Source organism: Rhizobium laguerreae (assembly GCF_002008165.1).
Classification (GTDB): Bacteria; Pseudomonadota; Alphaproteobacteria; order Rhizobiales; family Rhizobiaceae; genus Rhizobium; species Rhizobium laguerreae.
Genome location: NZ_MRDM01000032.1, coordinates 341943 through 355409 on the forward strand (window position 1 = coordinate 341943; position 13467 = coordinate 355409).

12 protein-coding genes are annotated in these 13467 nt (G+C 61.1%); 6 read left to right on the forward strand and 6 right to left on the reverse strand.

From position 1 onward, the window contains the following. Positions 1-39: 39 nt before the first annotated feature. Both BS630_RS35595 and BS630_RS35600 read right to left on the reverse strand, forming a co-directional pair. Positions 40-339 (reverse strand): DUF6074 family protein, encoded by a 300-nt coding sequence (locus BS630_RS35595; protein ID WP_077981194.1) that lies wholly within the window; start codon positions 337-339, stop codon positions 40-42. A gap of 108 nt (positions 340-447) precedes the next feature. Continuing rightward, the gene (locus BS630_RS35600; RefSeq protein ID WP_077981195.1) at positions 448-2466 is read right to left on the reverse strand and encodes an adenine deaminase; all 2019 of its coding nucleotides are present in this window, start codon (positions 2464-2466) and stop codon (positions 448-450) included. A gap of 73 nt (positions 2467-2539) precedes the next feature. Here BS630_RS35600 and BS630_RS35605 point away from each other — a divergent pair, with 73 nt between their 5' ends. The 6 genes from BS630_RS35605 (at position 2540) to BS630_RS35630 (ending at position 9216) form a co-directional block, all read left to right on the forward strand. Beyond that, on the forward strand, positions 2540-3580 hold the full coding sequence (locus tag BS630_RS35605; RefSeq protein ID WP_077981196.1) for an ABC transporter substrate-binding protein: 1041 nt from the start codon (positions 2540-2542) through the stop codon (positions 3578-3580). A 132-nt stretch (positions 3581-3712) separates the two neighbouring features. Continuing rightward, on the forward strand, positions 3713-4537 hold the full coding sequence (locus BS630_RS35610; RefSeq protein ID WP_077981197.1) for an ABC transporter permease: 825 nt from the start codon (positions 3713-3715) through the stop codon (positions 4535-4537). Next, positions 4534-5325, forward strand: a complete 792-nt coding sequence (locus tag BS630_RS35615; protein WP_017964016.1) for an ABC transporter permease — start codon at positions 4534-4536, stop codon at positions 5323-5325. The genes BS630_RS35610 and BS630_RS35615 overlap by 4 nt, the downstream gene beginning before the upstream one ends. 6 nt (positions 5326-5331) lie before the next feature. Continuing rightward, a complete protein-coding gene (locus BS630_RS35620; RefSeq protein ID WP_077981198.1) occupies positions 5332-6390 on the forward strand; it encodes an ABC transporter ATP-binding protein in 1059 nt (352 codons plus the stop codon). A 17-nt stretch (positions 6391-6407) separates the two neighbouring features. Then, entirely contained in the window at positions 6408-7805 is a 1398-nt protein-coding gene (locus tag BS630_RS35625; RefSeq protein WP_077981199.1) for a dipeptidase, read from the forward strand. Positions 7806-7950: 145 nt separating this feature from the next. Further along, positions 7951-9216 carry a glycerate kinase type-2 family protein gene (locus BS630_RS35630; protein ID WP_077981200.1) on the forward strand — a complete coding sequence of 422 codons (1266 nt, stop codon included), beginning with the start codon at positions 7951-7953 and terminating at the stop codon, positions 9214-9216. A gap of 86 nt (positions 9217-9302) precedes the next feature. Here the strand turns inward: BS630_RS35630 and BS630_RS35635 are convergent, their stop codons facing one another. From BS630_RS35635 to BS630_RS35655, 4 genes are all read right to left on the reverse strand, one after another. Next, on the reverse strand, positions 9303-10259 hold the full coding sequence (locus BS630_RS35635; RefSeq protein WP_183594527.1) for an NAD-dependent epimerase/dehydratase family protein: 957 nt from the start codon (positions 10257-10259) through the stop codon (positions 9303-9305). 93 nt (positions 10260-10352) lie between these two features. Then, a complete protein-coding gene (locus tag BS630_RS35640; protein ID WP_077981202.1) occupies positions 10353-11309 on the reverse strand; it encodes a lytic transglycosylase domain-containing protein in 957 nt (318 codons plus the stop codon). A 197-nt stretch (positions 11310-11506) separates the two neighbouring features. Continuing rightward, positions 11507-12166, reverse strand: a complete 660-nt coding sequence (locus BS630_RS35645; RefSeq protein WP_017964008.1) for a peroxiredoxin — start codon at positions 12164-12166, stop codon at positions 11507-11509. A 294-nt stretch (positions 12167-12460) separates the two neighbouring features. After that, positions 12461-13459, reverse strand: a complete 999-nt coding sequence (locus BS630_RS35655; protein ID WP_077981203.1) for a TRAP transporter substrate-binding protein — start codon at positions 13457-13459, stop codon at positions 12461-12463. Positions 13460-13467 lie beyond the last annotated feature (8 nt).

Below are 13467 nucleotides of genomic sequence, written 5' to 3' on the forward strand. Positions count from 1 at the left end.
CAAGGCATACGACGGCCGTCAGAACCCGCGAGATCGGCGCTATCGGTTTTGAGACTTGGGCAGTGGTCCGTTTTGGTGGCTGAAGACGAGTTCGCTCTGGACATCTTGCTGAAACTGCAGCACCCGCTGACCGACATCGCTCTCCGGCATCCCTGCGGCCAGAAGCTGATCGGCAAGCCTGCGGCATTCGGCCTTCCAGAATTCTATCGCATCTGCGCCGTGCCGCCGGCCGAGTTCGCGAGCGCAGCGCTCGACATTGGCAGTTCCGATTCCAGCGGGAAAGGCAATAATCTTGCCTTCATTGGCGCCGGCAGGCCGGCGGGTCATTTCAGTAGCCATCGAACACAGGTTCCTTTGATCCTGTTCGTTGTCTACGGGACTATGGTTAATGCTTTCTATTGCTGCGGTAAGAAGATCAATCAGGTGGAAATTTAGCGGGCCGCAATGTCACCAGACAATCGGATGGGTTTTGCCGGTGAGCACGTTCACGAACCCCTCCGGCGCCAGCTCCGAGGGCGCGACCAGGACCCAGCGCCAAGGCGAGCAGGTCAGCGTCGCAAACGACAGGCGTTCGGGAAATCCCGGCCACCATCGAGGCGAAAAAGTCGGCTCGTACATCCAGTCGATCCCGGCGCCGGCGGCATAAAGAGCCTGCATCTCTGCATCGAGCACTTCGGCCGAACGCGCCGTCATCAGGCCGCCGACCTCGTAGTGGACGCGGGCGAGAATCTTGCCGGCGGATACCAGCACCCAGCCGCCCTGCTGCTCGTTCAAGGCATTGACTGATATCGCCATCGCCTCATCCGATGAGCCGACCGTCCAGATATTGTGCTTGTCGTGCCCGAGCGTGGAGGCGAGCGCCGTCTCCGGCGTGCGCGGTCCGGTGCCCAGCCAGAAAATCCTGGAGATCTTGGCCTCCCCGGAAAACCGGTCGACAATCGAGAATTTGGTGACATTGCGTGCGGGATCCCGCTGCACGGCGCCCTCTTCCACCGGCAATTCCATGGTGATGAAATCGTCGTGCCAGTGAAACGGCCGCAAAAGTGCTGCGTTGACCGTGGTCCGGTTCGGCGGCGCCTCGATGCGGAAATCGTCAGCCGTGACCGTCCGGTCTATTTTCACGGTCCGCGTCGCCCATTGCGGCCAGTCGATTTGAGGGCGCACGCCGATGAATGTCGCGCCCTCGGACACAGGACGCCCGTCCGCCCACACTTTTTCGATCGACAGGCTGTCGACGTCGCTGAGAAGAACGATATCGGCGAAACGGCCCGGCGCGATCGATCCGACCCAAGGCGTCAGCCGCATATGGCGTGCCGGATTGAGGGTGACGCACTGGATGGCGGTCTCCGGCGCAAGGCCGTTTTCGATGGCAAGCCGGACATTGTGGTCGGTCGCACCGATTTTCAGTGTGTCCGAGGCACTGCGGTCGTCGGTCACCAGAGCGATCTGCGACCAGTCCGTCAGCCCCCTGTCGATCAGCCCGCGGATGACCTCCGGCAGGGAATGCGGCCTGAGCTCGATGAAAAGGCCGTGGAGGAGTTTCTGCCAGATTTCATCGAGAAACCAGCCTTCGTGATCGGAGGCTAGACCCGCCGCGGCAAAGGCATTGATCGAGGCCATGTCGCGCAGTCCGGCACCGTGGCCTTCGACCACGCCGCGCTGCTCGAAGGTCGCGCCGATCATGCCCCACAGCCGATCGTAGGAAGGATTGCCGGGATCGGATATGGACGGCCAGTCCATGACCTCATCGAGCCCGGCGACCATCAGGCTTTCGGAAAGGAAGGCCTTCTGCTCATCGTAGCCGAACCAGCCGCCACCCCATTCATAGGCGGTCGGAGGGACGGCGGAGCCAGGCAGGGGAAAGATTTTCATTGGCGATCCGCGCCGGCGCGCTTCCAGCCAGAATTCCAGATTGCGGGCGCCGTTGACATTGGAAAATTCGTGGCTCGCCTCGCATGTCCAGGTCACGCCATGCGGCATCACCAAAGCCGCCTCCCATTCCGGCGTCAGATGGGAGCTTTCGATATGTTTGTGCGCCTCGCCGAAGCCCGGCACGGCCGCAAGATCGGGCTCGGCGAACCGCTCGCTCACCTCGCCTTCGTAGCTGCCGGCGGGGCCGACATAAGCGATACGGTGGCCCTTGATGACGATCTCCTGATCGTCAAGCCATGTCCTCGTATGGACATCGAGCAACCTGCCCACGCGCAGCAACCTGTCGGCGGGCCGGCGTCCCAGCGCCGTCAGCACGAGATCCTGGCGCGTCAGAACCTCGTCGGACGCGTTGATCAGCAAATCGTCGGGAAGAGCAGTGCGCGAAGTGGCCATGAATGGAATGCCCGTGAGAAGCTGGAACCGCCGGACCGTAAAGACCACACGCCGATGTGTAAAGCGATGCTCCGGCCTTCGAAAATTCCTCGGACAAGAGCGTATTTGCTCAATTATTGAGCTTGCGGCCTGGCAGATCAAAAAATAGTATCCCTCAATTCCTGGGGGTATGATCCCGATTGCCAACGCCGCTTTTCACAGAAGGACATTGCTCATGAAGGCCAGACGTTTTGCCCGGTTCCTGTCTCTTGCGCTGCTCGCCGCCGTCGGCAGCACCGCTGCGGCCCATGCGCAATCGAAGACGCTGACTATCTCCTGGTGGGGCTATAACGGCGAGAAGATGAATGCGAACATCATCACGCCTTTCAAGAAGATCTGCGGCTGCGAGATCGTGTTCGAGACCGGCAACAATGCCGACCGGCTCAACAAGCTGAAACTGCGCGATGGCAAGGGCGTCGATGTCATCTATCTCACCGACAGCTTCTCGCAGCTCGGCATTGAACAGGGATTGTTCCAGGAGATCGATGCGTCGAAGATCCCCAACCTCGCGGATATCTACGAGCTGGGCAAGGCGCCTCAAGGCAAATACGGCCCCGCCTACACGATCGGTCGCGTCGGCATCGTCTATGATTCCGCCAAGGTCAATCCGCCGATCACTGCCTGGGGCGACCTGTGGCGCGACGATCTGAAAAGCTCCGTCTCCCTGCCCGGCATCACCACCACTGCCGGCCCGCTGGTCGTTCTGGAAGCCGGCAAGCATGGCGGCGCAGATGCCTATGAGGACACCGACAAGGCCTTCTCGGAAATCGAGGCGCTGAAGCCCAATGTCGTCAAGAACTACAACACCGGCTCGGAGCTGGTGAACCTGATATCAACAGGCGAAGTGCGTGTTGCGCTGGCCCAGGACTTTACCTTGGCATCGATGCAGGCGGCCGTTCCGACGATGACATGGGCCAAGCTCAAGGACGGCGATATCGCCACGCTGAACACCGTGAACATCCCGAAGGGTTCGGAAAATGTCGAACTCGCCCATCAGTTCATCAACTTCATCCTGTCCAAAGAAGTCCAGCAGGCTGAAGCCGAACAAGGCGTCGATGCGCCGATCTCGACAAAGGTCAGCCTGACGCCGGACCAGGCGAAGATCTGGACCTATGGCGCGGATATGGTGGCAGGCCTCACCCGCATCGACTATGCCAAGATGAACGCTGCCAAGGCCGACTGGATCGATCGCTGGAACGAAGTCTTCGGTCAGTAAGCTGCGCGATATCCTGGCCTGAGACCGGTTCATTGCCAGTCCTGGGCTAGACCTGGGCCAGACCTGGAAGCGCCGCACATCCGAATCCGAGATGCGGCGCTCCTGATATCCGGACATGTCACGAGTTTTAAGATGAAGCATTTTGCCAGATGGGGATTGACGATGCCGGCGACGATTGCCGTCGTTGTGCTTCTCATCGTTCCCGTCGCCATCACCATCGCTGCGACGTTTGCCGAGCCGAAGGGCGTGTTTGCGCCCTATGTGACATTCTTCAGCAGCGGCTTTCGGCGGGCGGTTCTTTATCGGACGCTGGAAATCGCCCTGATTACGACAGCGATTTCACTCACCGTCGGTTTCATCACCGCCTATGTGATCGCGCAGATGCCCGGTCGCGCAAAGAGCATCATGATCGTCGCAGCGGTCTTTCCGCTGCTGACGGGTGTCGTCGTCCGATCCTTCGCATGGCTGATCATTCTCGGGAAGAACGGTATCCTGAACACGATGCTGATCTCGACCGGCATCCTCAGTGAGCCGCTTTCGATGCTCTATACCGAAGGCTCGGTGATCGTCGCCATGGTCTATCTCTTCGTTCCCCTGATGATCCTGACACTGGTCGGCGTGCTTGAAGGCATCCCGCGCGATCTGATCGATGCCTCCGCCTCGCTCGGCGCAAGGCCGCTGATGACATTCTTTCAGGTGATCCTGCCGCTCGCGACACCCGGCCTCATCGTCGGCGCGGTCCTGGTCTTCACCGGCAGCTTCACTTCCTATGCGACACCGCAACTGCTCGGCGGAGAAAAGCAGATGATGATGGGGACCTTCCTCTATCAGCGCGCCATGGTGACTTTCGACTGGGTCGGCGCATCGACGATCGCCGCCATCATGGTGGTGCTGACGCTCAGTGTCGTCCTGATCATGAGCCGCATCGCACGCCGGCTCAATCCGATGGCGGTGTGATGGACAGGCGCGTTCACCCGATCCTCGCCGCCTTCGCGGCCTGCGTTTTCTTCTTCCTGCTCGCACCGCTCGTCATCATCATCGGTGCGGCCGTCAGCGACACGACCTATCTGACCTTCCCGCCGCAGGGCCTGACATTGCGGTGGTTCGTCAATATCTTCGAAATCGAGGCCTTCCGCACGACCGCGATCACCAGCCTGCAGGTCGCTTTTCTCGGCACGGCGCTGTCGCTGCTGATCGGCGTCCCGGCCGCCTATGCGATCAACCGCTACCGGGTGGAATTGCCGCGCTGGCTTTCCACCATTTTCGTGCTGCCGATCCTGGTGCCGGAGATCGTCTTCGGATTTTCGCTGATGAAATCCGTCACGATCGGCCTCGGGCTGCCGATCTTCATCAGCCTGCTGGTCGGCCATGCACTGCTGATCCTGCCCTATTCGGTGCGTGTCGTCGGCGCCAGCCTGGCGGCCTTCGATTTTTCCGTCGAAGAGGCGGCGATCAGCCTCGGCTGCCCGCCATTGAAGACCTTCCTGACCGTGGTCCTGCCGAATATCCGCGCCGGCGTCATTGCCGCCTTCATCCTCGCCTTCATCACATCGATCAACGACGTGTCGGTTTCGGTCTTTCTGACCGGGCCGGGTATCTCGACGCTGCCGATCCAGATCCTTGCGCATATGGAACAGTTCTTCGATCCGACGATCGCATCGGTCTCGGTGCTGCTGATGTTCGTGACAGTCGGCGTCATGGCCGTCGTCGAGGCCACGCTCGGCCTCACCTTCCTGACAAAGTAGAAGCTCTTGACCGTATCCCTCACCATCGATTCCATCTCCGCCCATTACGGCAGCACCCAGGTGCTGAAGGACCTGTCGATCTCAGTCATGGCCGGAGAGCTGGTGTCCCTGCTCGGCTCCAGCGGCTGCGGCAAGACGACGACATTGCGCCTCGTGGCCGGCTTTTTGCAGCCGAGCAGCGGCAGCATCAAGCTCGGCGAGCGCGACCTGACCGGACTTCCCGCGCATGCGCGCGACATCGGCCTGGTTTTTCAGAACTACGCGCTTTTTCCGCATCTGAGCGTCCAGGACAATGTTGCCTTCGGCCTGAGGCAGCGTCGTGTTCCCCAGCAGGAACGGGCGAAAAGAACGATGGCCATGCTGGACCGCGTCGGCCTTTCGGCCTTCGCCGACCGCCTGCCGTCGGCCCTGTCGGGCGGCCAGAAACAGCGCGTGGCGCTCGCCCGGGCACTGGTCATTGAGCCGCCGCTTCTGATGTTCGACGAGCCGCTTTCCAACCTGGATGCAAAGCTCAGGATCGACATGCGCGTCGAAATCAGACAGCTCCAGCGCGCCAACGGCACGACGTCACTTTACGTCACCCATGACCAGGAGGAGGCATTCTCGATCTCCGACAGGGTGGCGATCATGAATGCGGGGCGCATCATGCAGCTCGACGCGCCTGAGGTGCTGTATCGCCAGCCGGCCAATGCCTTCGTCGCCCGTTTTGTGGGCTTCGAGAACCTGATCCGTATGAAGGTGGCTGAGCGCAACGGCGCGCTTGTGGTGGCCGAGACGACCGGTGGAGCGCGGCTGCAGCTGTCGCAGGAAACATTCGGGCCGATCAAGGACGACTTTGTCCTGGCCTGCCGCGCAGACGGTCTTTCTGTCAGCCGTGATGGCGATGGCATCGCGGCCGTGCTCGGCACGCGCACCTATCTCGGCCGGGCCTATCAGTACAAATGCATGACATCAGCTGGAGAGATCACCGCCAATGGGGCGTTGTCCGATCCGCTGGAAACAGGGGCGTCCGCCGTGTTGACGCCTGTAGCAGAGCAATGCTGCATTCTCGATCCGGAAGATTGAAACGCTGAGGAGAGACGATGACCAGTATCATCCATCACGACATCGATGCCGTTCTTGCCTACGTGGACCGGAGCCTTGATGACAGTCTGGCGCGGCTTTTCGAGCTGATCCGCATTCCGAGCGTCTCGACCGACCCGGCCTATCGTGATCACTGCCGGGCTGCTGGCGAATGGCTGAGCCGGGATCTGGCTGCCATCGGCTTCGAAGCATCGGTGCGCAAAACGACCGGCCATCCGATGGTCGTCGCCCATGAAAAGGCGGCGTCCGGACCGCATCTGCTGTTTTACGGCCATTACGATGTCCAGCCGGTCGATCCGCTGGCGCTGTGGACGAGCGATCCGTTCGAGCCGCGCATGGAAGCCTTGGCGAATGGCGATACCGCGATCGTCGCGCGCGGCGCTTCCGACGACAAGGGGCAATTGATGACCTTCGTCGAAGCCTGCCGCGCCTGGAAGAGCGTCACGGGTAAACTGCCGGTGCAGGTGAGCGTGCTGTTCGAGGGCGAGGAAGAGGCCGGCAGCCCGAGCCTCGCACCCTTTCTGGATGCCACGGCGGACGAGTTGAAGGCCGATGCGGTTTTCGTCTGCGACACGGATATGTGGGATCGCGAAACGCCTGCCGTCACGACGATGCTGCGCGGTATCTTCAGTACGGAAATCGAAGTCACCTGCGCCGATCAAGACCTGCATTCCGGCATGTTTGGCAATGCCGCGCGCAATCCGCTGCAGGTGCTGTCAGACGTCGTTTCGAGCCTGCGGCGAGCCGATGGCGGCGTCGCGGTCGAGGGTTTTTATGATGGCGTGAAAGAGCTGCCGGACGCCATCAAGGCGCTGTGGAAAAGGCTGCCCTTCGACGAGGAGGCCTTTCTCGGTGATATCGGCCTCAGAGATCCGGCCGGCGAGGCAGGCCGTTCCGTCCTCGAACAGATCTGGGCGCGGCCGAGCTGCGAGATCAACGGCATGAGCGGCGGTTATACAGGCGAAGGCTTCAAGACGGTCATTCCGGCGAATGCAAGCGCCAAGATTTCGTTTCGCCTGGTTGAAGGACAGGATCCTCAGGCGATCCGCGATGCCTTCCAGCGGCACGTGCGCGCACGTATCCCTCAGGATTGTTCGGTTAGCTTCAAGGATTACGGGCTTTCGCCGGCAACCGTCATGCCGATCGACAGTCCGTTTCTCACCAGAACGCTTCAGGCGCTTTCGACGGAATGGCAATGCGAAGCGGCCCTTGCCGGCACGGGAGGCTCGATCCCCATCATCGGCGAATTCAAACGCCGGCTCGGATGCGATGCCGTCCTGGTCGGCTTCGCCCGCTTCGACAACCGCGTCCACAGCCCGAACGAAAAATACGATCTCTCCAGCTTTCATAAAGGCATACGATCCTGGGTCCGCATCCTGGCCGCCCTCGCCGACTGACGCGAATGTACCGCGCCGCGTAGCTTTTCGGGAGCAGCAAAGGAGGCTGCAACACTTTGAATTGCTGCATTATGCAGTAGGCTATGGTGCAGCAAGCGCAAAGCGCCCCACATCACCATCGACACCGAGGCAGCAGAGACCACCGATGACGATAACCGCTCCCCGCGATTTCCTGAAAGGCCTGTTTGACGCGGCGGTTCGCGCCGCCGATCCGCTGACCGGCATCAAGGCGCGTCTGCCTGAAAGGCCGAAGGGCAGGACCGTGGTGATCGGCGCCGGCAAGGGCGCGGCGCAAATGGCGCGGGCGCTCGAAAGCGTCTGGGACGGACCGCTCGAAGGTGTGGTGGTCACCCGTTACGGCTATGGCTGCGAGACACGCGGCATCGAAATCCTCGAGGCAGCGCATCCGGTGCCGGATGTGGCTGGCCTTGCCGCCGCAAAGCGGCTGACGGAGACGGTGAACGGGCTGACGGAAGACGATCTGGTGATCGCGCTGATCTGCGGCGGCGGCTCGGCGCTGCTGCCCGCCCCGCCGGACGGGCTGACCCTCGAAGACGAGATTGCGCTCAACCAAATGCTGCTTGCCTCGGGCGCGCCGATTTCGGCGATGAATGTCGTGCGCAAGCATCTCTCCACCATCAAGGGCGGCAGACTTGCAGCAGCGACCAAAGCGAGGGTCATCAGCCTGATCGTCTCCGACATTCCCGGCGACAACCCGGCTCATGTCGCCTCCGGACCGACGGTGCCTGATGGTTCGACACGGCACGATGCGCTCGACATCATCAGGCAATACGGATTGCAGCTGCCGCAGGCAGCACTCGACCATCTGAACTCGCCGAAAGCCGATGCACCGCGGCCGGACGATCCGGTGTTTTTGCGGCACGCGCATCACATCATCGCCTCCGCCGGCGTTTCGCTGGAGGCAGCTGCCGCCCAGGCAAAATCGCAGGGAATCGAGCCGGCTATCCTTTCAGATGCGATCGAGGGGGAATCGCGTGACGTGGCGCTGGTGCATGCGGCCATCGCCCGCGAGGTGTTGGGCCAGAACAGGCCGTTTTCCAAGCCGGTCGTCATCCTTTCCGGCGGCGAGACGACGGTGACGCTGAGAGCCAAGGGTGGCAAGGGCGGACGCAACGGCGAATTCGCGCTCGCCATGGCGCTTGCGATCGACGGACAGGAGGGCATTCATGTCCTCGCCGCCGACACCGACGGGATCGACGGCTCGGAGGATAATGCCGGCGCCTTTGCCGATGGCGGCACGGTGAGGCGCCTGCACGCCGCCGGGCTCGATCCGCGCCGGCTGCTCGACGGCAATAACAGCTATTCGGGCTTTGCGGCCACCAGCGATCTCTTCGAAACCGGCCCGACCGGAACCAACGTCAATGATTTCAGGGCAATCCTGATCCGTTAGAGCAATTTCAGGAAAAGTGCGAAGCGGTTTTCCGTCCGGAAATTGCGTAAAACAAGAGCAGCCGGCCGCTGCGCGGCGCTGGCGGATCAGGTCTCGATCCGCCCCTGTTCGACCAGCCAACCCACCGATTCCTGCACCGCCTGCAGGGACGTGTATCTCGGAGTGTAACCCAGCAGGCGTCCGGCTTTTGCGATCGAACAATTCGGGCTACGGGCAATATGTTCCCAGGTCGCCTTCGCATCCTCAGCCGTCTGACTTTCGGCCCAGGCGTCGAATGGGGCGAAGCTGAGCTTCGGCTCGTGCCCGAACCAGCGAGACATGGATTCAGCATAACCGCGAAGGGTCAATGCCTGCTCCGAAACCGCGTGGAAACTTTCGCCGGTCGACGCATTCCAGTTGGCGATCGCATCCATGAACATCGCCGCCACGTCATCGGCATGGATGTGATGAACGGTCTCCAAGCCGAAGTGGGGCAGCGCCAGGGTCTCTCCGCGGGCAAGGGTTGAAAAGACCTGCAGGTTGAAATTGCCGGCCGGATTGAGCGGCGTCCAACCGGGACCGACAATGTGCCCGGGATGGACTATGGTTGCCGGAAATCCGTGAAGCCTTGCCTGCTGCAGCAGATAGGTTTCGATTGCCGCCTTCTGCGTCCCATAGTCGCCGAAGGGAAATTTCGGCGTCTCCTCTAGCGTGGGTACCACCGTCGAATGGCCATGCGTCCAGATCGTGCCGGTATGCAGGAAGTGACCGATATGCCCCGACAGCGCCGTCACCAGATGCTCGGCACTTTCCAGCGAGAAGCAGATCATGTCGATGACGATGTCGGCTTTCAATGCACGTACGGCCGCGCCGAAATCACCCGTCAGTTCCATGGCTGCCCGATCCATCTGACGCTGATCGACGGCAGCCCAGGCGTGGTTTGCCGTATAGGGCTTTGCCGTGCCGCGGCTGATCGTGACGACGTCGTGACCGGCTTCCACCAGACGGGGAACGAGATAGGTTCCGACATGGCCCGTTGCTCCGATTACCAAAACCCGCATCATCGTTCCTCCCTTGGCATGTCCGTGTTGAATATGCCGCGCTCAGGTGATCCTGCAAGCAGACTTTTCGTGATCAAGTCGGCTCAACCAGGCCCGCTATCGATTCTTGAAAACAAGACAGGTGCCGCCGTGCTTGCGGATCTGGTTGCAGAGGTCGTTGGCTTCCATGCGCGTCTGCCGGCCGATGCGGACAGCATAACGCGGCCGAAAACCGAAGCTGCGATCGCGCTGGCGCAGGATCAGCGGCTGCTCCGCATTCAGGGGCGCGGGCAGATCCTGCATAGCATCGAGAAACATGCGCCGGGCGACCGCGACATTCGCATTCGCCGCAAGCTGGACGCCCCAGGGCGCCCATTCACCCTCCTGACGCCAGGGTGTGTCCTTCAACGTCCGTCTCTCCGCAAGCGCCACGCAACCATCGAGGAAGGACTTGTCCTTGTCGAGCGGGGCGGCCGCATCTTCCGGTGGGTTATCCTTCCATTCCTCGACCGTATGCGCGGTGATCGCCAGCACGTAGCTACGCGTCTCGTAAGGTAATCTTCCTGACGCAAGGTAAGTCGCAAGGCCGTTTTCACCGGCATTATAGGCGGCGGCGGCAAGGCCGAGATTGCCGAAACGATTGCGCAATTCGTCGAGATACTGCGCCGATTTCCGCAGCGCTTCCAAAACCTGGTAGCTGTCTTCGAGACCGCGCAGTTTCGCCGTTCCGGGCATGAACTGCGCAATCCCCTGCGCTCCCTTGAAGCTGACGGCATCAGGGCGAAAGGTGCTTTCTCGCCAGATGAGACGGGCGAAATAATCCGCTGGCAATTGATTGGCGCTGGCGAAATGCTCGATCGCAGCGCAAAGGTCGCGGTTGAAACTGTCCTTACGGATGCAAAGCGTCTCGCCCGATCCCGATGCCGAAGGCCCCGCATACAAGCAGGCCGGAGGCCCGGCGCTTCCTTCCGGCTGGGCCATGATCGTGTCCGCTTGAGAAAACGGAAGACAGAGCGAAAGCATGGCCCTCCCCGCTCTCCTCCCTATGCCGGTTTGACGCTTTCGCCCTATCATCGGATCTCAGCAGGTTCGAACTTCCATCGCGACGCTGATTTCTCAATAACATCGATCAAGGAGCGAAGCTTCCCCATTTCCATATTCGCACTCGAAATGATGCAACGAACTGTGTGACGTTCCTCCTGAATGCGAACACGAAAAAGCCGCCGGGCCAGATGGCCGCGGCGGCTCGAGGAACAGCTTGAAAGCAGCAATCAAGCCGTTGGCTGCTTGGTCTTCCTGAGATAGGGCAGAACCGTATCGAAGGAGCCGAAACGCGTGATCGCGTCTTCGTTGGAAACCGCGGCGGTGATGATAACGTCCTCGCCCTGGTTCCAGTTCGCCGGTGTGGCCACCTGGTGCTTGGCCGTCAGCTGGATGGAATCGATGGCGCGCAGGATCTCATTGAAATTGCGGCCCGTCGTCATCGGATAGGTCAGGATCAGCTTGATCTTCTTATCGGGACCGATGATGAAGACCGAACGCACCGTCGCATTGTCGGCAGGCGTGCGGCCTTCCGAGCTCTCGCCGGCGCCGGCCGGCAGCATGTCGTAGAGCTTGGCGACCTTGAGGTCCTTGTCACCGATCAGCGGATATTCGACGTCGAAGCCGGTGGCGGTCTTGATGTCGTTCTTCCACTTGGCATGGCTTTCCACAGGATCGACGGAGATGCCGATGATCTTGGCGCCACGCTTGGAAAATTCCCCGGCCAGGCCAGCCATGGCGCCGAGCTCGGTCGTGCAAACCGGCGTGAAATTCTTCGGATGCGAGAACAGGACGGCCCAGCCGTTGCCGATCCAATCGTGAAAGCTGATCGGTCCCTGTGTGGTGTCGGCGGTAAAATCGGGGGCAATGTCGTTGATGCGTAAGCTCATGGTCGGCCCTCCAAAGCCTTGTGTTAAATGTTGTTCATCCCAAATCGAGGCCATGGGATCCGTCCGCCGGAAGCGGTCGCAAGATTGCGGTCATCAGGATCGCGCCGGCTGAAGGTAAAAAACTTCCCATCCCAGGATTTTCAGTAAGTCATATACCACGATCACCGAAGGCATGCTCTTTCGATTTCCGGCCTGCTTCGGCATTATTTTTCCGGCAAGTGCGCGCGATGAAGAGACCGATGGCTTTTCCATCGGTCCCCGTTCAAAGCTGCAGGAGAACCGCCCGCCGCTTGCTCAGGCGGCCTGGATCGATTTGATCCTGTCGATGCCGCCGACAATAGGCGCGAAATCGTCCCACACACCCTTTGCGCCCTTCTGCCATTCGTCGAAGGCTTCCGGCTTCAAGAGCTTTCCGCCGTTGGCAAGTGCGGTCTCGACGGATTTGGATTCGTCGTCGACGATCAGCTGGTTGAAATAGGCAGCCCCCTCGCTGGAAGCCTGCTGGAACACCGCCTTCTGCTCGTCGCTGAGGCCGGCCCAGAAGGTCGAGGCATAATAGACGACGCCGGATGCCCAGATGTGCCCGGTCTCGGTCATATCGGGCACGACCTCATAGAGCTTGAAGCCGGCATAGGCCGACTTGGTCAGATCCATCGCGTCGGCGACGCCGGTTGCGAGCGCATTATAGGTCTCGGTGATCGGAATGCCGATCGGCGTCGTGCCGAATGCGCTCCAGAGCTTGGTGTGCAGCGGGCTCTGGATGACGCGAATGCGCTTGCCCTTGAGCTGCTCCGGCCGCGTCACCGGTTCCTTGGTCAGGAGATGGCGGGCGCCGTAGTTAATGAAATCACCGACGACGAAATTCTGCGCCTGCAGTTTCTGTTTGAGATCGGCGCCGACATCGCCGGCGACGGTCCTGCGGACATGGTCGGCATCGCGGAAGAGGAAGGGCAGATCGAGGATCTGCAGTTCCGGCGCCCATCCGGAGAGCGACGAGACCGTGGAAAGACTGGCCTGGATGGAGCCGAGGCGCACGCCTTCGGCCACTTCCTTCTCGCCGCCGAGCGCGCCGTTCCTGACGATATTGAACTTGAACTGGCCGGGAAGCTTCGCTTCGACCAATTCGCCGATCTTCACCCAGATCTTCGTTTCCGGCTTGTCGTCGCCGAGCAGCGAGGCGATCGTGATCGTCGTCGTGCGGGCGGCGGCGGTGCGGACGATGGCGGGCGCTGCAAGCGCCGTTCCAGCGAGAGCTGCGGTCTTCAGGAAATTGCGTCGGTTGAAATTGTCCATGGGGTTGT

Coding starts and splice junctions, on each gene's coding strand:
- BS630_RS35595 (WP_077981194.1), bottom strand. CDS start 339: ATGGCTACTGAAATGACCCGCCGGCCTGCCGGCGCCAATGAAGGCAAG.
- BS630_RS35605 (WP_077981196.1), top strand. CDS start 2,540: ATGAAGGCCAGACGTTTTGCCCGGTTCCTGTCTCTTGCGCTGCTCGCC.
- BS630_RS35610 (WP_077981197.1), top strand. CDS start 3,713: ATGAAGCATTTTGCCAGATGGGGATTGACGATGCCGGCGACGATTGCC.
- BS630_RS35625 (WP_077981199.1), top strand. CDS start 6,408: ATGACCAGTATCATCCATCACGACATCGATGCCGTTCTTGCCTACGTG.
- BS630_RS35630 (WP_077981200.1), top strand. CDS start 7,951: ATGACGATAACCGCTCCCCGCGATTTCCTGAAAGGCCTGTTTGACGCG.
- BS630_RS35635 (WP_183594527.1), bottom strand. CDS start 10,259: ATGATGCGGGTTTTGGTAATCGGAGCAACGGGCCATGTCGGAACCTAT.
- BS630_RS35640 (WP_077981202.1), bottom strand. CDS start 11,309: ATGATAGGGCGAAAGCGTCAAACCGGCATAGGGAGGAGAGCGGGGAGG.
- BS630_RS35645 (WP_017964008.1), bottom strand. CDS start 12,166: ATGAGCTTACGCATCAACGACATTGCCCCCGATTTTACCGCCGACACC.
- BS630_RS35655 (WP_077981203.1), bottom strand. CDS start 13,459: ATGGACAATTTCAACCGACGCAATTTCCTGAAGACCGCAGCTCTCGCT.